General features: G+C 61.3%; 17 protein-coding genes, 1 pseudogene and 1 riboswitch. Of the genes and pseudogenes, 7 read left to right on the top strand and 11 right to left on the bottom strand.

Going from position 1 to position 18,213, the window contains the following annotated elements:
* The gene (gene gspG, locus ACEWE8_RS03200; RefSeq protein ID WP_046786409.1) at positions 1-426 is read right to left on the bottom strand and encodes a type II secretion system major pseudopilin GspG; all 426 of its coding nucleotides are present in this window, start codon (positions 424-426) and stop codon (positions 1-3) included.
* A gap of 191 nt (positions 427-617) precedes the next feature.
* On the opposite strand from gspG, the gene ACEWE8_RS03195 reads away from it, so the two are divergent.
* The 4 genes from ACEWE8_RS03195 to ACEWE8_RS03180 all read left to right on the top strand — a co-directional run bounded on the left by ACEWE8_RS03195 (position 618) and on the right by ACEWE8_RS03180 (position 5,955).
* On the top strand, positions 618-1,211 hold the full coding sequence (locus ACEWE8_RS03195) for a lytic transglycosylase domain-containing protein (protein ID WP_046786095.1): 594 nt from the start codon (positions 618-620) through the stop codon (positions 1,209-1,211).
* Between the two features lie 109 nt (positions 1,212-1,320).
* Entirely contained in the window at positions 1,321-2,781 is a 1,461-nt protein-coding gene (locus ACEWE8_RS03190) for an ATP-binding protein (RefSeq protein ID WP_046786410.1), read from the top strand.
* 284 nt (positions 2,782-3,065) lie between these two features.
* On the top strand, positions 3,066-4,562 hold the full coding sequence (locus tag ACEWE8_RS03185; RefSeq protein WP_046786096.1) for a sensor histidine kinase: 1,497 nt from the start codon (positions 3,066-3,068) through the stop codon (positions 4,560-4,562).
* Positions 4,531-5,955, top strand: a complete 1,425-nt coding sequence (locus ACEWE8_RS03180; protein ID WP_115274691.1) for a sigma-54 dependent transcriptional regulator — start codon at positions 4,531-4,533, stop codon at positions 5,953-5,955. The genes ACEWE8_RS03185 and ACEWE8_RS03180 overlap by 32 nt, the downstream gene beginning before the upstream one ends.
* A 76-nt stretch (positions 5,956-6,031) precedes the next feature.
* Here ACEWE8_RS03180 and ACEWE8_RS03175 read toward each other — a convergent pair whose 3' ends face one another.
* The 3 genes from ACEWE8_RS03175 to ACEWE8_RS03165 all read right to left on the bottom strand — a co-directional run bounded on the left by ACEWE8_RS03175 (position 6,032) and on the right by ACEWE8_RS03165 (position 8,425).
* Positions 6,032-6,334 carry a hypothetical protein gene (locus tag ACEWE8_RS03175; RefSeq protein ID WP_046786098.1) on the bottom strand — a complete coding sequence of 101 codons (303 nt, stop codon included), beginning with the start codon at positions 6,332-6,334 and terminating at the stop codon, positions 6,032-6,034.
* Between the two features lie 84 nt (positions 6,335-6,418).
* Complete coding sequence (locus ACEWE8_RS03170; protein ID WP_046786099.1) at positions 6,419-7,771, bottom strand: GntP family permease; 1,353 nt, start codon at positions 7,769-7,771, stop codon at positions 6,419-6,421.
* Positions 7,772-7,885: 114 nt separating this feature from the next.
* Positions 7,886-8,425, bottom strand: a complete 540-nt coding sequence (locus ACEWE8_RS03165) for a gluconokinase (protein WP_046786100.1) — start codon at positions 8,423-8,425, stop codon at positions 7,886-7,888.
* 208 nt (positions 8,426-8,633) lie between these two features.
* Between ACEWE8_RS03165 and ACEWE8_RS03160 the strand changes: the two genes are divergently transcribed.
* The 3 genes and pseudogenes from ACEWE8_RS03160 to ACEWE8_RS03150 all read left to right on the top strand — a co-directional run bounded on the left by ACEWE8_RS03160 (position 8,634) and on the right by ACEWE8_RS03150 (position 11,099).
* A complete protein-coding gene (locus ACEWE8_RS03160; protein ID WP_046786101.1) occupies positions 8,634-9,653 on the top strand; it encodes a LacI family DNA-binding transcriptional regulator in 1,020 nt (339 codons plus the stop codon).
* Positions 9,654-9,779: 126 nt separating this feature from the next.
* Positions 9,780-10,562: pseudogene (locus ACEWE8_RS03155) on the top strand (PAS domain-containing protein); the annotation flags it as partial.
* Between the two features lie 78 nt (positions 10,563-10,640).
* Positions 10,641-11,099, top strand: a complete 459-nt coding sequence (locus tag ACEWE8_RS03150) for a methyl-accepting chemotaxis protein (protein WP_256658456.1) — start codon at positions 10,641-10,643, stop codon at positions 11,097-11,099.
* Here ACEWE8_RS03150 and ACEWE8_RS03145 read toward each other — a convergent pair.
* The 7 genes from ACEWE8_RS03145 to ACEWE8_RS03115 all read right to left on the bottom strand — a co-directional run bounded on the left by ACEWE8_RS03145 (position 11,080) and on the right by ACEWE8_RS03115 (position 17,613).
* Positions 11,080-14,349 (bottom strand): transporter substrate-binding domain-containing protein, encoded by a 3,270-nt coding sequence (locus ACEWE8_RS03145; RefSeq protein WP_046786103.1) that lies wholly within the window; start codon positions 14,347-14,349, stop codon positions 11,080-11,082. The two genes, ACEWE8_RS03150 and ACEWE8_RS03145, sit on opposite strands and share 20 nt — an antisense overlap.
* A 13-nt stretch (positions 14,350-14,362) precedes the next feature.
* Positions 14,363-14,977 (bottom strand): response regulator transcription factor, encoded by a 615-nt coding sequence (locus ACEWE8_RS03140; protein ID WP_046786104.1) that lies wholly within the window; start codon positions 14,975-14,977, stop codon positions 14,363-14,365.
* Positions 14,978-15,203: 226 nt separating this feature from the next.
* Positions 15,204-15,446: a DUF1272 domain-containing protein gene (locus ACEWE8_RS03135; RefSeq protein WP_046786105.1), complete on the bottom strand. Its 243-nt coding sequence runs from the start codon at positions 15,444-15,446 to the stop codon at positions 15,204-15,206.
* A gap of 66 nt (positions 15,447-15,512) precedes the next feature.
* The gene (gene cobM / locus ACEWE8_RS03130; RefSeq protein WP_046786106.1) at positions 15,513-16,265 is read right to left on the bottom strand and encodes a precorrin-4 C(11)-methyltransferase; all 753 of its coding nucleotides are present in this window, start codon (positions 16,263-16,265) and stop codon (positions 15,513-15,515) included.
* Positions 16,266-16,297: 32 nt separating this feature from the next.
* A complete protein-coding gene (locus tag ACEWE8_RS03125) occupies positions 16,298-16,690 on the bottom strand; it encodes a cobalamin biosynthesis protein (protein ID WP_046786412.1) in 393 nt (130 codons plus the stop codon).
* Positions 16,691-16,707: 17 nt separating this feature from the next.
* Complete coding sequence (locus tag ACEWE8_RS03120) at positions 16,708-17,418, bottom strand: CbtA family protein (RefSeq protein WP_046786107.1); 711 nt, start codon at positions 17,416-17,418, stop codon at positions 16,708-16,710.
* A gap of 9 nt (positions 17,419-17,427) precedes the next feature.
* On the bottom strand, positions 17,428-17,613 hold the full coding sequence (locus tag ACEWE8_RS03115) for a CbtB-domain containing protein (RefSeq protein WP_039603079.1): 186 nt from the start codon (positions 17,611-17,613) through the stop codon (positions 17,428-17,430).
* Positions 17,614-17,721: 108 nt separating this feature from the next.
* A riboswitch (cobalamin riboswitch) is annotated at positions 17,722-17,947 on the bottom strand.
* Positions 17,948-18,213 lie beyond the last annotated feature (266 nt).

Raw genomic sequence — 18,213 nt, 5'->3', positions numbered from 1 at the left:
TCATTGCCAACTGGTAATTTCGGCGTTTTCACCATCGCCACCGGGCTGGCCGTCCTTGCCCATGGACAGCAAGTCGTACTCGCCGCCGTTTTCACCTGGCTGGCGGTAGATGTAGGCACGGCCCCACGGGTCCTGTGGAATTGCTTTCTGCAGGTAAGGGCCTGACCAGCGGGCTTCGCCACTGGGGGCGGCAACCAGTGCCTGCAAGCCCTGCTCACTGTTGGGGTAGTGGCCGATTTCCAGGCGATAAAGGTCCAAGGCCTTGCCCAGCCCTTCGATCTGGGCCCGTGCCACCTTGGCCTCGGAACGGCCCAGCTGGCTGAAGTACTTGGGCGCGACGATACCGGCCAACAAGCCGAGCACCACCAGGACCACCAGAAGTTCGAGCAGGGTGAAGCCACATTGGCGATTGGGTTTGCGCTGCATGGTGAAGCCCTCCTGCATGGGGACATGCCTTTTCAGGTTTTCATCTGCCATGCAACAGCCGTGCACGTCTGCCTCGGGGCCTTGCGCCATGCGCCATGGCAAGCGGCACAGTGCTTGCGTCGTAGCAGAAAAGCCCGGGTTTTCCGGGGTATTTCCCCCATATCGGGGGGCACGGCGGGGAGGCGACCGACATGCGTGGAATTATCCTGGGACTGATCTGGCTGGCTGGGGCTACCGCCCAGGCTGATGTGTACATTGCCATCGATGACAAGGGCGGTTACGTGCTGACCAACGTCCACCGGCCCGGGCGCAACTATGAACGGGTCATCCGCGAGCCGGTTGCGCAGGCTGGCCCGGCCAATGCGCAATTGATCACCGGGCGGCCCTACGCCGACCTGGTGGCAGCAGCGGCGCGCATGCACAACGTGCCGCAGGCATTGCTGCATGCGCTGATCAAGGCAGAATCGGGGTACAACCCAAAGGCCCGCTCGGCCGCCGGGGCGCTTGGGCTGATGCAACTGATGCCGGGTACGGCGAAGGAGATGGGTGTTGAGGATGTGCTTGATCCGGAGGACAACGTGCAGGGCGGGGCTCGCTACCTCAAACGCATGTTGAACCTGTTCGACAACGACATCACCCTGGCCGTGGCCGCCTACAATGCCGGCCCGGATGCTGTGCGCCGACGTGGCGCGGTGCCGCCCTTCGCCGAAACCCGACGGTATGTGCCCAATGTGCTGCGCGAATACCGCAAGTTACAGGGGCTGGCAGCGGACTCGCCGTTGTGATGGGCACCTGATGGCAGGCAGCCTTGCATCGGCCTTGCGAAAATCAATGCCATGGGTTCCCCAACTCTGGGCTATAACCTTTCAAAGGTGCTCAGCAGTGGTAGCCGCCATGGACATCGCCTCCCGTTCCGACCCACTCGAGTCACCCGCCAGCCCTGAGGCTGGCACGTCGCGCAAGCCGTTCAACCTCCTGCGTTGGTACGCCTGGGTCAGCCTGGCCATCATCCTGTCGGTGGCCGCCGGCCTGGGGTTGATATCCAGCCGTTTCATCATCGACGAAAGCGTCGAGCGTGACGCGCTGCTTACCGCGCAGTTCATCACCTCGATCGCCGACGCTGAAGTACGACATGTGGCGATCCCCAATGTGCGCACCATGGGCGAACTGCTGGACCCGCGTACGGACCTTGATCCTTTGCCAGGCGTTGACCCTGTGGCGCGGCGCAAGGCCCGCGGCGAATTCCTTGACCACATCGCGCACTTGCCAGACATGCTGCTGGCCAACATCTATGCCCCGGACCGCACAGTGATCTGGTCGAGCAATCCGGCGCTGACGGGCAAGCTGATTCAGGGCGATGACGACCTGGATCGGGCGTTCGAGCACAAAATGCGGGTCTCGGCCAGTTACCACGGCTTCGAAGAGGCCCGCTCCGAGCAGAAGTTCGTGACGCCACCTGAGCAGTTGTTCATCGAGAACTACATTCCGCTGTTCGACGCAGATGGCGAACACGTCGTAGCGATGGTGGAGATATACAAGGAACCCCATGACCTGATCGTGCGCATCGAACATGGCCTGGTCCTCATCTGGCTGGCCACCACGGTGGGTGCCGGGGTGGTCTACATCGGCCTGTACGGCATCATGCGCCGCGCCGCCCGGGTGATGGCGGTGCAACAGAAGCGGCTGATCAGTAATGAAACCTACGTGGCCCTTGGCGAGGTGTCCTCGGCCGTGGCGCACAGCTTGCGCAATCCGTTGGCCAGTATCCGCTCCAGCGCCGAACTGGCTCAGGTGTACGACGAAGGGCCGGCGCAGCGCAATATCAACGAGATCATCAGCCAGGTCGACCGCATGTCGCAGTGGATCCGCCAGTTGCTGCAGTCGCTGCGGCCACTGGATGACAAGACGATACCGGTCGACCTTCCCCAAGTCCTGCAGGACAGCTTGCAGACCTTTGCCATAGCGCTGGCACGCAGTGGCGTGACCCTGGACCTGAAGCCGCTTCCGGCACTGCAGGTGATGGGACAGCCGGAATTGCTCGGGCAGATTTTCAACAGCCTGATCGCCAACGCTCTGGAGTCGATGGAGCAGGGTGGGCGGCTGCGTGTCGAGGTGGTGAAGCAGGACAGGCGCAGCGTCACCCTGCGCCTGACCGACACCGGAAAAGGCATGAATGAACAGCAGCAGCGCATGGCGTTCAAGCCCTTCTTCACAACCAAACAAGGTGGGCTGGGGGTGGGGTTGGTATTGGTCAGACGGATCATGGAGCGTTTCGGTGGGTCGGTTCGGTTGAGTAGCCGCGAAGGCCTTGGCACTCAGGTTTCGCTCAACTTTCGGCTTGCGCGACCTTCGTAGAAATCTAGAAGTAGACGCTAAGATATTGTTCTAAAAGAACATTTTATTATTGGGTACAAATTCCCCAAAACTGGGGGATCTATTCTAGATTAAGGATTAGATTCTGTTTCTAACCGATTGATTAACTTCAAATTAGTTTCGAAATAAATCCATGGCTGACTTTTTGCAGGAAGACATAGGCGATAAGTGGCGGCTGCGGCCGGCATGGCTAAGTGCTATCAGTTAGCTACGCACGGCAATGCGTGACAGCCTTCTGAACGGAATCCTTGCGCGGGAACCTCGCGATGCAGACGCTGGAAACCGATGTTCCCGACAAGCTCCTCGCCCAGCCCGGCAGTGGTCTGGCTACGCCCCTTCGCGAATTCAATCTGCTGCGCTGGTTTTCCGTGATCAGCTTGCTGATCATCACGTCGGTGGCAGGTGGTCTGGGCTATGTATCGACCCGCTTCGTGGTCCGCGACAGCGTGGAGCGAGACGCCATGCTCACCGCCCAATTCATCCAGGCCATGGCCCAGGCCGAAGTACGTCATTCGCAATTACCACCTGGCACCACCATGGGTGAGCTGCTCGATCCGCGCCTGGACCAGCAGCATCTGCAGGTGAGCCCGCAGCTGGCCATGGCGACCCGGGTCGAGTTCCTCGATCATGTCGAGCATCTTCCGGACACGCTGCTGGCCAATGTCTATGCCCGTGACCGCACCATCGTCTGGTCCACCAACCCCGATCTGGTTGGCAAGCGCATCGAGGCCGACGGCGACCTGGATCATGCCTTCCGCTCGCGCAAGGCGGTGTCCGCCAGCTACCACAAGGTCGAAGAGCACCGCGAGGAACAAAAGTTCGAGCGTGAGCCCAATTACCTGTTCATCGAAAACTACATTCCCCTGTTCGACAGCCAAGGTGAGCAGGTGCTGTCTATGGTCGAGATTTACAAAGAGCCACAGGACCTCATTCGACGCATTCAGCGCGGTTATGTGCTGATCTGGGCCTCGACCCTGGTGGGCGGGGCGCTGATCTACTTCGGCCTGTTCTGGATCGTGCGTCGCGCAGCGTCGATGCTGCACCAGCAACAGGATCGGCTGGTGGCGAGTGAAACCTATGTTGCCCTTGGCGAGATGTCCTCGGCGGTGGCCCACAGCCTGCGCAACCCATTGGCCAATATCCGCTCCAGCGCAGAGCTGGCACAGGAAATCGCCAATCCGCAGGCCCAGCAGAACATTGTCGACATCATCAGCCAGGTGGACCGCATGTCACGCTGGGTGCGCGAGCTGCTGGTGTCACTGCGCCCGACCAGCGATATGCCCGAGGCTGTGGACCTGGTAGCCGCCATCAAGGATACCCGCCTGGCGTTTGCCCAGCAGATCGAGCGTAACGGCATCCGCTTTTCCTTCGACGGGCCCCAGACGCAGTGGGTAGCCAGCCAGCCTCTGCAATTGACGCAGATCCTCAACAGTCTGTTTTCCAATGCCATCGAAGCCATGCCAATGGGTGGCGAGTTGCGGGCCATGGTCTGCATACAGGAAGGTCAGCGCGCTGCATTACTGCTAAGTGACACAGGCAAGGGCATGACCAGGCAGCAGCAACGCATGGTCTTCAAACCGTTTTTCACCACCAAGCAGGGCGGCCTCGGTGTAGGCCTGGCGCTGGTCCAGCGCATCATGGAACGTTTTGGCGGCTCGGTCAGCCTGAGCAGCCGCGAAGAGGAAGGAACCCGCGTCAGCCTCACTTTCAATATCGCAGCGGGAGGGGAACATGGAGCACAGCATCCTGGTAGTCGAGGATGATGAAATCCTTGCCAACAACATTCGCACCTATTTGAACCTGAAGGGCTTTGAGGTGACGGTGTGTAACAGTGCGGAGCTTGCCCTTGAGCAGATCAAGCGGTTCCAGCCCGACGCGGTACTCACCGACAACTCGCTGCCCGGCATGAATGGGCATGACCTGCTGCGCACGCTGGTGGCGCAGATGCCGGAGCTCAAGGTAATCATGATGACCGGCTACGGTAACGTAGAGGATGCCGTACAAGCGATGAAAGAGGGGGCTTTCCATTACCTGACCAAGCCCGTGGTGCTGGCCGAGCTCAAACTGACACTGGAAAAGGCTTTGGCCACCGAGCGGATGGAGCGCACGCTGTCGTTCTACCAGGAGCGCGAGGCGCAGAAGTCCGGGCTGCAGGCGCTGATTGGCGACTCGCCGGTGATGCTCACCCTCAAGCACACGCTGCGCCAGGTGCTCGATGCTGAACGCCGCATGGCCAATGACGACCTGCCGCCGGTGCTGGTCGAAGGCGAGACGGGTACCGGCAAGGAACTGGTTGCGCGTGCCCTGCATTTCGATGGTTCGCGCAGCAAAGGCCCGTTCATCGAGTTCAACTGCGCCTCGATCCCGGCCAACCTGCTGGAGGCTGAGTTGTTTGGCCATGAGAAGGGGGCATTCACCGACGCCAAGGAACGTCGCGTGGGGCTGGTGGAGGCCGCGGACGGCGGCACACTGTTCCTCGATGAGATCGGCGAAATGGACCTGGTGCTACAGGCCAAGCTGCTGAAACTGCTGGAGGATCGCAGTATCCGCCGCATAGGTGCGGTCAAGGAGCGCAAGGTTGACCTGCGGGTGATCAGCGCCACCAACTGCAATCTCGAACAGATGGTGCAGCAGGGCAAGTTTCGCCGGGACCTGTTCTTCCGGCTGCGCATCATCGCGCTGAAGGTACCGCGCTTGCACGCCCGCGGCCAGGACATCCTGCTGTTGGCGCGGCACTTCCTGGCCCATCACGGGCGTCGGTACGGTAAACCGAACCTGCGCTTCAGTACCGAGGCACAGAACTTGATGCTCAATTACAGCTGGCCTGGCAACGTGCGCGAGTTGCGCAACATGCTGGAACAGACGGTGTTGCTGGCACCTAATGAAGTGGTGCAGGCGCACCAGTTGAATCTGTGCCTGACCCTGGTCGATGAACCCCTCACGCAGCCGATGGCCACGGTGTACGAAATGCCGCGGCATGAGCCTGAGCCTGGGACCAGTTTGCCGGACATGGAACGGGATTTGGTGTGCAGGACGCTGGACCGTACTGATTGGAACGTGACCAAGTCGGCGCGGATGCTGGGGCTATCGCGCGATATGCTACGTTACAAGATAGAAAAGCTGGGGCTGACACGGCCTGAAAAGCGCCAGTGGTGAGGGGTTCGAAGCGGCGTTCCTGCGTTGCCAATTGCGCCCTCTTCACGGGGCAAGCCCGGGAAGAGGGCGGTACCGCTCAGCGCTGACCGCCGTCCGACCCGTTACCACCTTGGCCACCCGTGCCCTCCGACCCACTGCCTTCCAACCCAGGCAAATCGCGATTGTCATTCTGCCTGGCGGGCGGGCTTTCTGGGTCGCTGCCCTGTATTCGCGGGTCGGTATCCCGTGGCATGGGCTCCTCGATCGGGTTGAGGGTGCTGTCCACGCCCGGCTGGGGCGCCGGGTTGTGCGGATCATCCGGATGGGTCGGCCCGGTGCCGACCGCCAGGGCCAGGGGGGAGGCGAACAGGGCAGCGAGTAACAGGCTTGTGCGTATCATGGGCAGGCTCCTTTGCGAAGGTAGGGCACGTACTTGCGTTGGGCCCTACTCAAAACGCCAAGGTGCCATTACCCCGATAAGCGGTCACACCACCGTTGACAGCATCATGATGAAGATGATGCCGACCACCGACAGGATGGTCTCCATCATGCTCCAGGTCTTGAAGGTCTCGGCCACGGTCATGTTGAAGTACTGTTTGACCAGCCAGAAGCCGGCGTCGTTGACATGGGACAGAATGAGCGAGCCGGCGCCGGTGGCCAGCACCAGCAGCTCACGGTTGACGCCGGGCACCAGATCGATCACCGGGGCAACGATGCCTGCGCCGGTGATGGTGGCGACCGTCGCCGACCCGGTGGCGATGCGGATTACCGCAGCCACCAGCCAGGCCAGCATGATCGGTGAAATTTCTGCCTGTACCGCCATCTGGCCGATCACATTGCCGACACCGGTATCGACCAGCATCTGCTTGAAACCGCCGCCTGCACCGACGATCAGCACGATGGCAGCCGTCGGCGCCAGGCTCTGGTCGAGCATCTTCATGATCTGCTGGCGGTTGAAGCCGCGCGCCGAGCCGAAGGTGTAGAAGGCCAGCAGCAAGGCAGCGAGCAGGGCGGTAATCGGGTGGCCGATCAGGTCCATCCACTGGCGAACGATGTGCTCGGCCGGTAGCACGACGTCAGCGAACGTCTTGAGCAACATCAGCACAACCGGCAGCAGCACGGTGACCAGGGTGACGGTAAAGCTCGGCAGGTTACCCTGATCGGACTCCTTGGCGATCTGGTCCATCAGTTCCTGTGACGGATTACCCGGGATATAGCGGGAAATGAAGTTACCGTACAGCGGGCCGGCGATTATTGCAGTGGGCAGTGCCACCAGCAGGCCATAGAAGATGGTCTTGCCGATGTCGGCGTTGAAAATGCCGATCGCCAGCAGTGGGCCCGGATGCGGAGGCACCAGGCCGTGCACCACCGAAAGGCCCGCCAGCAGGGGGATACCGATCTTGATCAGCGATACACCCGAGCGCCTGGCGACGATGAACACCAGCGGAATCAGCAGTACGAAGCCGATTTCGAAGAACAGCGGGATGCCGACCAGGAACGCGGCAAACATCATGGCCCAATGCACGTTCTTCTTGCCGAAGGCGCGAATGAGGGTTTGCGCGATCTGGTCGGCGCCACCGGAGTCGGCCATCAGCTTGCCGAGCATGGTCCCCAGGGCGAGGACGATCCCGACAAAGCCCAGTACCCCACCGAAACCATCCTGGAATGACTTCATGACCTTGGCCACCGGCATACCGGAAGTCAGGCCGAGGAAACCGGCGGCGATGGTCAGGGCGACGAAGGGGTGGACTTTGAAATGGGTGATCAGCAGGATCAGCCCGATGATGGTCACCAGGGCGTCGAGCAGCAGGAAGGTATCTGTAGCCAGTCCGAACATGGTTTTAAGGCCTCGGTCTTATCGTTGTTTTTTGGCGTTGCTTGAAATTGAACTATCGGCGCTTTCAGGCGTCGGGACAGCGCTGTCTTTGGTGAGCCGGAAAAACCGCCAGGTTCATGCGGTCCGCGCCAGGTTCCGCTCACCGCAGGGCTTTAGCCAGGCGTCTACCGTCTCGGCCAGCGTGTCTATCGGCTGCGTGGCATCAAGGGGCAGGGTCAGAGGCTCGCCATGCGGGGGCTCGAGGGCGGCGAACTGACTGTCGATCAGGCTCGCCGGCATGAAATGCCCGGGGCGGGCGAGGACGCGCTTCTCGGCTTCGGCAGGGGTGAGTTCGAGAAACACGAATGCCAGCTCCGGCATGGCCTGGCGCAAGGTATCGCGGTAACGGCGCTTGAGTGCGGAGCAGGTGAGGATCGGGCGTTCGCCCGCCTGCACCGTGGCTTGCAACTCTTGGCCCAAGCGCACTAGCCAACCGGCTCGGTCGTCGTCGTTCAACGGCGTGCCCGCGCTCATCTTGCGGATGTTTTCGGCAGGGTGAAACGCGTCGCCTTCGATCAGGCGGCCGCCGCTTCTGGCGGCTATGGCAGCGCCGATGCAGCTTTTGCCGCAACCGGCCACGCCCATCACCACGATGGCGGACAGGGGAGAATTCATCAGTACCTCCTGCGGGGTGAGATAGCGCTGTCTCGTCGCTGACGAAACGCGAACTCCCCGGTGTTGTTGATCTTGTCGTTACGCAGTATGGACGCTCGGCAGAAGGCGCGTAGTGGCCACCACCAAAGATTACATTGCTTGCGTCCTGAGACAGCGCTACCTTAGTGGCCGTTCCCCTCCCTTGGCAAGTAGTAAAATTACAACACTCATGTCCCGCTCAGGCTCCCGCACTACCGGTCGACCCACCCTGGCAGAAGTGGCCAGGCTCTCCGGGGTTTCCCCGATTACCGCTTCCCGCGCCTTGCGCGGTGTCAGCACCGTGGCTCCGGCACTGGTGGAAAAGGTGGTGGCCGCGGCAGCGAGCCTTGGCTATATCGCCAACCCCGCTGCCCGGGCGCTGGCTTCTGCACGCAGCCAGTCGGTGGTTGTGCTGATTCCGTCGTTGTCCAACCAGCTGTTCATCGACACTCTGGAGGCCATCCACGAAGTGATGCGCCCCCGCGGGCTCGAGGTGCTGATCGGTAACTATCACTACGATATCGACGAAGAAGAGAATCTGATCCGCAATTACCTGGCGTACCAACCGTGCGGCATATTGCTCACCGGTTTCGAGCGTAGTGAGGCTTCTCGGCAGATGCTGGTGGCCAGCGGCGTGCCCTGCGTCCACATGATGGAGCTGGGTGGCACGCCTGGCATGTTGTCGGTAGGGTTTTCCCAGCAGCAGGCTGGTCGGGCTGCTGCCAGGCACCTGCTCGAGCGAGGCCGGCGGCGCCTGGCGTTCATCGCCGCGCAACTTGACCCTCGGGTGATGCAGCGTGCCGAAGGGTTCCGCCAGGCGCTGGCTGAAGCCGGCATGCACGCTACCGAACTGGAGGTCCTGTCGCCGCAACCCTCGTCCATTGCACTGGGCAGTGAACTGTTCAGCCAATTGTTGGCGCAAGCACCGGATGTGGATGGCATTTTTTTCTGCAACGACGACCTTGCCCAGGGTGCTGTGCTGCAGGCCTTGCGCCAAGGTATCGAAGTTCCAGGGAGAGTAGCCATGGTCGGGTTCAATGACCTGCCGGCTTCGGCGCATATGGTTCCCCGTCTGACCTCCATTCGCACACCGCGTGCCGCCGTTGGTCGGGGCGCGGCACAGGCGCTGCTGGCGTTGCTCGATGGCAAGCGAGTGGCTACCGAGCAGCAGGATCTGGGGTTTGAGCTGATGGTGCGAGAAAGTTCCTGAGCCCGCACGCATGGGGCGGGGATGGGCCGCACGAATACACTAATCACTAAGTGATAGCAGTTTGCTTGCACGCTGTCGGCGCCGATCTATGCTCAGAAAACCCTGCGCATAAAGGACCCCGGCGCCATGTTCGATTTCCATCGCAAGTCAGATTTGCTCGAGATTCAGCGCGCTCGCCAGGCTCTGGCAGAAACCCAGGCAAAACTCGCGGCGATCAGCCGCTCAATGGCGATGATCGAGTTTGGCCCTGACGGCACCATTCTCGATGCCAATGCGCAGTTCTGCCTGGCAATGGGCTATGGCGTCGATGAGTTGCGGGGCAAGCACCACCGATTGTTCTGCGACCCCGACTACAGCAAAAGTGCCGAATATCAGCAGTTGTGGCGCGAGTTGGGCGAGGGCAAGCCAATCAGCGGCACGTTCGAGCGTATCGACAAGGCCGGCCGTGAAGTCTGGCTGGAGGCCAGCTACATGCCGGTGCTCGATGAGCGTCAGCAGGTCATCAGTGTGATCAAGGTGGCTTCCGATATCAGTCAGCGGATCAAGGATGAGCACGAGAGCGAAAGCCTGCTCAAGGCCATCGGTCGCTCCATGGCGGTGGTCGAGTTCACGCCGCAGGGGCGGGTGATCAAGGCTAACGAGAATTTCCTGACTACCATGGGCTATCGCCTGGAAGAGGTAGTGGGCCGCCACCACGGCTTGTTTTGTCTGGCCCATGAGCGGGAGTCGTCTGCATACCGCGATTTCTGGGCTTCGCTGAACCGTGGCGAGTATCACTCCCATCGTTTCGAACGGGTCAACAAGCAAGGCCAGACGGTATACCTCGAGGCCTCATACAATCCGATCTTCGACAGCAAGGGCCGGCTATACAAGGTGGTCAAGTTCGCCAGCGACATCACCGCGCAGGTCAGTACGCAGCAGAGCGCCGCTGAAGCGGCCCATGCCAGTTCGGTACAGACTGATGCATGCGCACGAAAGGGCACCGAAGTGGTACAGCAAACCGTGCAAGTCATCGAGCAGATTTCCCAGGAGCTCAATGACGCGGCGCGCAGCATCGATGCCGTCAGCAAACAATCGGACGTGATCGGGCAGATTGTCCTGACCATTCGCGGCATCGCCGATCAGACCAACTTGCTGGCCTTGAATGCCGCGATCGAGGCGGCACGTGCTGGTGAACATGGGCGCGGCTTCGCTGTGGTCGCCGACGAGGTGCGCAGCCTGGCCGCACGCACCAGCAAGGCGACCCTGGAGATCGTCGATGTGGTACGGCAGAACCATGATCTTTCGCTCACGGCAGTGGCCAGCATGCAATCGAGCCTGACACGCACGGGGCGAGGTGTTGCCCTGGCTAACGAGGCAGGGACTGTGATCATGGAGATCCAGCAGGGGTCACGCCACGTGGTTGACGCGATCAGCCAGATCAATTCTACGTTGCAATTGCACTGAGGGCGTCGGAGAGTTCGCGCTGCAGGGTCTGCAGGCTGGTTTCCAGTTGCAGGCGCAGGGCGTCGGTGGGCACGCCCCGCGCCTGGGCCTGTTCGATGGCTTCGCAATCCGTGACCACGCCGCGCACCTTGAGCATCTTGGCGCCGCCCTTTATACGGTGGGCGACGGCGCGCACCGCATCGCCGTCCGGTGTACTGCCCAGGCCGCGTAGCGCCGCAAGGTCTTCGCTGGCGCTTTGCGAAAGCTGTTCAAGCAGGCGGCGGACAAGCTGTTCATCGTCCTGGGTCAGGTGGCGCAACTCGTCGAGGTTGAAACCGCTGGCCTTTGGCTGCGGCGCAATAGGAGTGGCTTGGTTCTGCGGCAAATGGGCTTTGAGGGCGCTGAGGCCGACAGGTTTGAACAGGCAGTCGTCCATGCCACTGGCCAGGCAACGCTCATGTTCTTGGGCCTGGGCGTTGGCGGTGATCCCGATGATCGTACAGGCTGACCTGGCCAGTTCATGCTCCTGCAGACGAATGCTGCGGGCCAGTTGGTGGCCGTCCATCACTGGCATGCTGCAGTCGGTGATGACCAGGTCAAACTCTTCAGCCTGCCAGAGGGCCAGCGCCGTTTGGCCATTTTCGGCCAACGTCACTCGATGGCCCAAAGTATTGAGCTGTTTCTCCAGCAACAGCAGGTTGGCCGGGTAATCATCCACCACCAGGATGTTCAGGGGCCCGCTTTCACTACCTTGGCTGGGTACAGCGTGCTCGGCAGGCAGCGGGGCTTCGCAGGTCGGCAGCTGCAGCTCGACCGATACCTTGGTGCCTACACCTTCGACGCTCTGCAGGTTAAGAGTGCCGCCCATCAGTTTGGCAAGGGTGCGGCTTATCACCAGACCCAGCCCTGCGCCCTGTCGCGCCCGCGGGCCATCAGCCTGGGCAAAAGCGCTGAAGAGACGAGCCTGGTCTGTCAAACCAATGCCAATACCGGTGTCGCGCACGCTCAGCTGCACTTGCACGCTGTTGCCGGCGGTTGTCAGCTCAAGTGCCAAGGTTGCGTGAACCTCGCCCCGATCGGTGAACTTGATTGCATTGCTCAGCAGGTTGGAGAGGATTTGCTTGATCCTCAGGGCGTCTGCCAACACCCAGACGGGCCCTTCTGGTAGTTCGCAGTGCAGGCGCAGGCCCTTGACTCGTGCATTGCCGTCGAAGACCCGCAGGGTGGTGCGGACCAGTTCGACCAGGTCGGTGGCTTCTGGCTGCAGGCTCATGTGGCCGGATTCGATGCGGGAAATATCGAGGATGTCGCCAATCAGCCCCAACAGGCCAATGGCCGAATCATGCGCGGTCTGCAGGACCTGAGTATCGCAACGGCCCTTACGGCTATCTTCCAGCGCCAGTTCGAGCAGGCCGATCACCGCATTCATGGGCGTGCGGATCTCGTGGCTCATGGTCGCCAAAAAGGTGCTTTTGGTATGGCTGGCCCGTTCAGCATCGTCCTTGGCCTGGCGCAGCTGTTCGAGCAGGCCGCGGCTCAGCGACAATTGTTCCTGCAAGGCGCGCTGCGCCTCGGTACGCTGGTTTATCAGTTTGCGCAGGTAGCTGTTCCAGAACACCACGCCGGCCAGCAACAGCGCAGAAAGCACCAGCACTTGCAATGCCAGTGTGCGGTAGTTGCGCCATGGGCTGTCGCTGACCACGGTGCTGATACGCCAGCGATTGATCAGTTGGTCGAGTTCTTCAGGAGGAATGCTCAACAGGGCTTTGTCGAGAATGGCCTGCAACTGCGGCTGGTCAGGGGCGACGGCGAATGCGGCAGTTGCCGGGTCATCACCGAGCACTGTGGCTATGCGTAGCTGGTCCTTGAAAACATGAGTGATGTAGTACTTCGCGTTGATATGACTGCTGTAGGCGACGTCAGCATTGCCATTGGCGACTGCTTCCATCAAGCCTAGCGGATTGTTCACTTCTACCACTACCGCCTTGGGGTGCTGGCGTTGCACTTCTGCTCGCAGGGGTGAGCCCCGCAGCAGGGCGATACGTTTGCCCTCCAGCCCCCTGGACTGTGGCGGCCAGGGCGTCTGGCTGCGTGTGACCAGAACCCTCGGGCTGACGAGGTAGGGGCGGGTGTAGCGCAGTTGCGTCTGGCGCTTCGCACCATAACCCAGGGCCCCGATCATCTGCGCCTCGCCGCGTGCCACTTGTTCGATCATGGTCTGCACGGCGTTACGCTCGATGAGCTTGAATGTCAGCCCGGTGCGCAGGGTTATCTGCTTGAGCAGGTCGATGGTAATCCCGCTGGGCTGCTGCTGGGCATCGTTGAAGGTCAGCGGCGCAAGTGCGGTGTCGATCAGTACACTGACAGTAGGATTCTGGTCTATCCACGTCTGTTCTTCCGCGGTAAGTGCTGACAGATGGCGTTCGAGCAACAGGCTGGTGTTGCCACTTGTCCAACGGCGCAGGATGTTCAAACGCTCGCTTTCTGTGATCCTTGCCAGGGCCATGTCGATCAGGCGGCGCAGGCGCGGATTGTCATTGGCCAGGGCGAAGGAAAAGGTGCCCGCTGGCCCACGGCAGAAATGGTCGATCTTCACCGTACCCTGGTAGCTTTTGCCAATAAGAAAATCGGTGCTGATAGCGTCGCCCAGATAGGCGTCCACCTCTCCCATTTCCACCGCTGCCAGCCCTGCCAGCGTTGAGCGATGAAGGCTCAACTGTGCTTTGGGGTAGAGCGAGCGGACCGTTTCGCTCGGCAGGTAGTGATCGACCATGCCCAGGCGCACGTCTGTGAGGTCTGTGTTGTTTTTCAGGGTGCGCCCTTCGCGGGTGACGATGACTGGCAAATCGTCTGCGTAGGGTTGGCTCAGGTTCAGCTGGGCATCGGCCGCTTCGAAACTGTTGGAGCTGCCCAGCAAATCGATTTTGCCGTCGCGCAAGGCTGCAATCGCCGCATGGCGGCTGGGAAAGCGCCTGACCTCTATCGGTATCTCCAGAAGTTCGGATATTAGCCCGGCATAGTCTGCGCTCAGGCCCTCATAGTCGCTCGGGCTGATGTTGATCTCGAACGGGGGATAATCGGGACGCGAGCTGCCCAGCAACAGAACTTTGCGCTGCTGCAACCATTGGCGGTCCTGGGCATCGAGTTGCAGTGGCGAAGCGGTGCTGACAGCACGTGCCAACAAGCGCCGCGTTTCGACATCTGCCGGTGCGGCGAGCGCGGAGCCAGCCATGCCAATGGCCAGCAACAGCGCAACCAGTACGCACTTCATGCCGATCACGCGCCTAATTGACGTTATTGCGTTTGGCCAGATCAACCATTTCTACCAATGATTCAGTCTTGAGCTTGTCCATGATGCGGCCACGGTAGGTGCTGATGGTCTTGGCGCTGAGGTTCATGCAATGGCCTATGTTCTTGTTGTTTTCACCACGGGCCAGACGCCGAAGCACTTCCATCTCCCGATTTGACAGGCTGCCCAGGCGCCCGTGCTCGCTGTCCAGAGTGTTGCTGTTCACCGACATCTGCGGGAAGGTCGAGTACCCCTTGACCAAGGCTTTCATGGCAAAGACAACGGCATCGAGATCTTCATCTTTGGTTACAAATGCGCCTATACCGGCATCCAGGCAACGGCGGACGTACAACTCGGTGGCCTGTCCGGTCAATACCATGATCCTGGGGACCTGTTCGAGTTGCTGCAGGCGCTTGATGACTTCCATGCCGTCGAGGCCAGGAAGCCCGATATCCAGGATCACGACGTCGGGTCGCAGGTTGCGTGCTACCTGCGCCACTTCGCTACCGTTCTCGACTTCCCCCACAACTTTGAAGCGCTCGCGCTCAAGCAGCATGCGCAGCGCGAATCGAACGGTAGAGTGATCGTCAACGATCAGCACGGTTGTCATGAGGCTAACTCCTGTCGGAATGTGGTCCGTTTCCTAAGGCTAATCAGGAATACGTCTGCAAGGTCTTTCTGCAGCGCAGCACGATACGTCCATTCCGGTTCCTTGGTAATGGCGAGTATAGATCTGTTGAGTTAGGAGGACGACTTTGTTGAAAAGTCCTACAAAATCGTCTGAGTACAAGCATCGCCAGGGTATTTTTTCGCCGATGCTTGTGGCTGCAAGTTGTTCAAGCACAGCGGGCGTGGGGCTTGAGCACGCGCTCAGTGGCAGGTGGGTTGTTGCTCAAGGCCGTGCCAACCCGGGTGGGGCGTGCGACCAATTGACCTGAGCAGTTGGGGCAGCGGCCATTGAAGTGGGTTTCTGCACAGCTTTTGCAGAATGTGCATTCGAACGAGCAGATCAGCGCGTCAGGGCTGTCGCCCGGCAGATCGCTATTGCAGCATTCGCAATTGGGGCGTAGTTCCAGCATGGGCGCGACTCCGGTCCGCGGGATGGAGCCTGGAGTCTGCTACGGTCTGTATCAGCTTGGCAATGTTCAACTGCCCGGGCGATAAAGGTGCGCATGCCCGGCGCGGTACAGGGCTGACTCGGCGAACGGAGCATCGCCCAGTACGTGCCCGACGAGAATCAGCGCGGTGCGACGAAAACCCTTCGCGGCTGCCTTCTCGACGATATCCTCGAGGGTGCCCCGTGCCCAGTCCTGATCGGGCCAAGTGGCGCGGTGAACAACGGCCACCGGGCAGTCTGCGCCGTAATGGGGGACAAGCTCATCGACGATTCGAGCCAGGTGTTTCACGCCGAGGTGGATCGCCAAGGTGCAACCATGACGCGCCAGGTCGCCCAGTTGCTCGCCTGCTGGCATGGGCGAGCTGTCCCCGTAGCGGGTCAGAATGACCGTCTGCGCCACCTCAGGCAGCGTCAGCTCGCAGCCCAGCAACGCGGCACTGGCAGCGGTAGCGGTTACACCCGGAATGATCTGGTAATCGATACCCAGGTCGCGCAGATGGCGGATCTGCTCGCCGATTGCGCCGTACAAGCTGGGATCGCCACTGTGAACACGGGCGACATCCTGGCCTTTTTCATGGGCCGCGTGCATGGCCTCCACGATTTGCTCCAGGTGCAGTTCCGCGCTGTTTATCACGGTCTCGGCCTGGTGCCCGTCGAGCACTGCCGCGGGCACCAGGGAGCCGGCGTAGATGATCACTGGGCACTGACGGATCAGGCGTTGCCCTTTGACCGTGATCAATTCCGGGTCGCCGGGGCCGGCGCCGATGAAGTAGACCGTCATGGAAAATCCTTGCAGGTGAATGGGTGGGGCAATTATCCGCCGCAGGCAAGGGCCAGGGTAGCGGCGCCGAGCGTTTGCCGCGTCACCACAAGCGCGGCGTTGCCGCGTTCATGATGGGCCATTGCCAGGGCTGCGCTCTCCGCGACGCCCCAGCAACCGCTGTGGGCGAATGCCACCGCAGAGCGGTGGCTCAGTTGTGGCTCGTAAGCCTGTAGTTGCGAGGCGTCGAACACCAGCAGGGGCAGGTTGTGACGTTCGGCGAGTTGTTGCAGGCCAGGTTCGTCGGCTTTCGACGTGATGCTGGCGATGCCGCGCAACGCCGCCAGCGTCAGCCCGTAGCCATGAAGTGCCTGGTGCAGCAGCTCGTCCAGGACCTCAACCGGGCAGCCCCGGCGGCAACCAAAGCCGGCGTAAAGCGCCGGCAGCGGGTGGTGGCTTGCCATCAAGCCTGGCTGGAACGGCGGTACAGCCAGGCGCTGAGCAGGCCCAGAGCCAGCCAGAAGGCAGCGTTGGTTGCCCACGAAGCGATCTTGAACTGTGTTTCCAGGGCTTCTGGGGCCAGGCTTTCATGGACTTCGGGTTGCGGAGCGCCGATCAAATGCGGCACTACCAGCAATACTGCCCCAAGGGCCTTGAGCAGCCAATGACGAGCGAACACCAGCAATGCAAGCCCCAGCGCGGTGGCGGCGGCGGTGCCAATCCACCAGTTCTGGCGCTGGCCGAGGTCTGCGGCCGCGGTGCCTGGCAGCTCTGGCGGCAGGCCCAAGGTGGGTGCCAGGCAGAACACGGCGAACCCGGCCAAGCCCCATAATGCGCCGGTGGTGACGCGGTTGGGCTCACGCAGGCTGTACAGCGCGGCAAGGATCAGGGCGAAGCCGACGGCTACGACCAGGTTGCCACCGGTGGTGGCGAGGATGCGCTGCCAGCCGTCCTCCGGTGACCAGGCATCGGCACTGTGTTCGTGCGCCGCAGCATGTTCATGCCCAACGGTTGCGTGGATATCGTGGCTGTGGTGCTCGGTGGAGGGGGCTGTCGATTCATAGGTTTCCGCCTCAAGAATCAGCGGTGCGACCCAGAAGCTTTGCAGCAGGGTCAACAACAAGGCTGCGAGCAGCCCGCTGAACCCGGCGGTGCGGGCAATGCGCTTGATCATGGGGCGGTCTCAGTGGCAAGGGAATGCGGCGCTGTGGCGGGTGTCGTGGGCAGCGTTGTGCACGGCTTCGATGTGTGAGAAGCCGGCAAAGTAGATCAGGCACAGGCCCAACAGGCTGGCAGTAGTGGCGATGACCACGCGCTGGCTGAGGGTGACGGGGGTGGCGATACCGTGTTTGGCGCTGGTGACGGGCATGACGCGTTCCTCTGCTTTGTAGGGCATTGTGCCGATTGAGCAACAGGCAAGCGCGGCAACCCCGGGCTTGAATGGCCCAGGGAAATGCGACAGCGCCCGCCCACCGCGGGGTGTTCATGAACGCCAGGCCGGTCTCCGGGCTTGCGAGGAGGAGCAGGGCTCCTGGTAAAGCGTCACCTTCCCATGCCGTACGCTGTGGCACAGTGGTCTAGACGCTTCGCTCGCTTACCGTTGCGGGGGCAGCACCGGGATTGTCCGGCCCTGATCGAGGGCCTGCGACGCACCGGTTTCCCGTTTCACCCCCAGAGGGGGCACCTGAACGCAAGGTGCAAGGAGAGCACGGGGCAGGGTTTGCGTCAATCGTAGGTCACGATTTGGTTGCCGTTGCCGTTGCCGTTGCCGTTGTTTGCTTTTGCTTTTGCTTTTCAGAGCGCGGTAGTACGGGCACCGCAGATTGCGACTTCAGGAGGCCGAGCGCAGGTCTTGCGAAGGGAGGTGACGGGCATGGATGCCCGTCAAGCGCTGCGGCCTATGGATAGAGGCGCTGGTGCTGGGATTACCTTGGCAACGAGACGGTGGTGGCGGCGCAATTACATTGCT

It is taken from the genome of Pseudomonas sp. TR47 (genome assembly GCF_044143025.1).
GTDB lineage: Bacteria > Pseudomonadota > Gammaproteobacteria > Pseudomonadales > Pseudomonadaceae > Aquipseudomonas > Aquipseudomonas putida_E.
Note: the sequence above shows the minus strand (reverse complement) of the source record. Positions and strands in the feature narration are given on the sequence as shown.

Excerpts from the sequence above, each read along its gene's own strand:
- gspG (WP_046786409.1), bottom strand. The coding sequence starts at position 426 with ATGCAGCGCAAACCCAATCGCCAATGTGGCTTCACCCTGCTCGAACTT.
- ACEWE8_RS03195 (WP_046786095.1), top strand. The coding sequence starts at position 618 with ATGCGTGGAATTATCCTGGGACTGATCTGGCTGGCTGGGGCTACCGCC.
- ACEWE8_RS03190 (WP_046786410.1), top strand. The coding sequence starts at position 1,321 with ATGGACATCGCCTCCCGTTCCGACCCACTCGAGTCACCCGCCAGCCCT.
- ACEWE8_RS03185 (WP_046786096.1), top strand. The coding sequence starts at position 3,066 with ATGCAGACGCTGGAAACCGATGTTCCCGACAAGCTCCTCGCCCAGCCC.
- ACEWE8_RS03180 (WP_115274691.1), top strand. The coding sequence starts at position 4,531 with ATGGAGCACAGCATCCTGGTAGTCGAGGATGATGAAATCCTTGCCAAC.
- ACEWE8_RS03175 (WP_046786098.1), bottom strand. The coding sequence starts at position 6,334 with ATGATACGCACAAGCCTGTTACTCGCTGCCCTGTTCGCCTCCCCCCTG.
- ACEWE8_RS03170 (WP_046786099.1), bottom strand. The coding sequence starts at position 7,771 with ATGTTCGGACTGGCTACAGATACCTTCCTGCTGCTCGACGCCCTGGTG.
- ACEWE8_RS03165 (WP_046786100.1), bottom strand. The coding sequence starts at position 8,425 with ATGAATTCTCCCCTGTCCGCCATCGTGGTGATGGGCGTGGCCGGTTGC.
- ACEWE8_RS03160 (WP_046786101.1), top strand. The coding sequence starts at position 8,634 with ATGTCCCGCTCAGGCTCCCGCACTACCGGTCGACCCACCCTGGCAGAA.
- ACEWE8_RS03145 (WP_046786103.1), bottom strand. The coding sequence starts at position 14,349 with ATGAAGTGCGTACTGGTTGCGCTGTTGCTGGCCATTGGCATGGCTGGC.
- ACEWE8_RS03140 (WP_046786104.1), bottom strand. The coding sequence starts at position 14,977 with ATGACAACCGTGCTGATCGTTGACGATCACTCTACCGTTCGATTCGCG.
- ACEWE8_RS03135 (WP_046786105.1), bottom strand. The coding sequence starts at position 15,446 with ATGCTGGAACTACGCCCCAATTGCGAATGCTGCAATAGCGATCTGCCG.
- cobM (WP_046786106.1), bottom strand. The coding sequence starts at position 16,265 with ATGACGGTCTACTTCATCGGCGCCGGCCCCGGCGACCCGGAATTGATC.
- ACEWE8_RS03120 (WP_046786107.1), bottom strand. The coding sequence starts at position 17,418 with ATGATCAAGCGCATTGCCCGCACCGCCGGGTTCAGCGGGCTGCTCGCA.
- ACEWE8_RS03115 (WP_039603079.1), bottom strand. The coding sequence starts at position 17,613 with ATGCCCGTCACCAGCGCCAAACACGGTATCGCCACCCCCGTCACCCTC.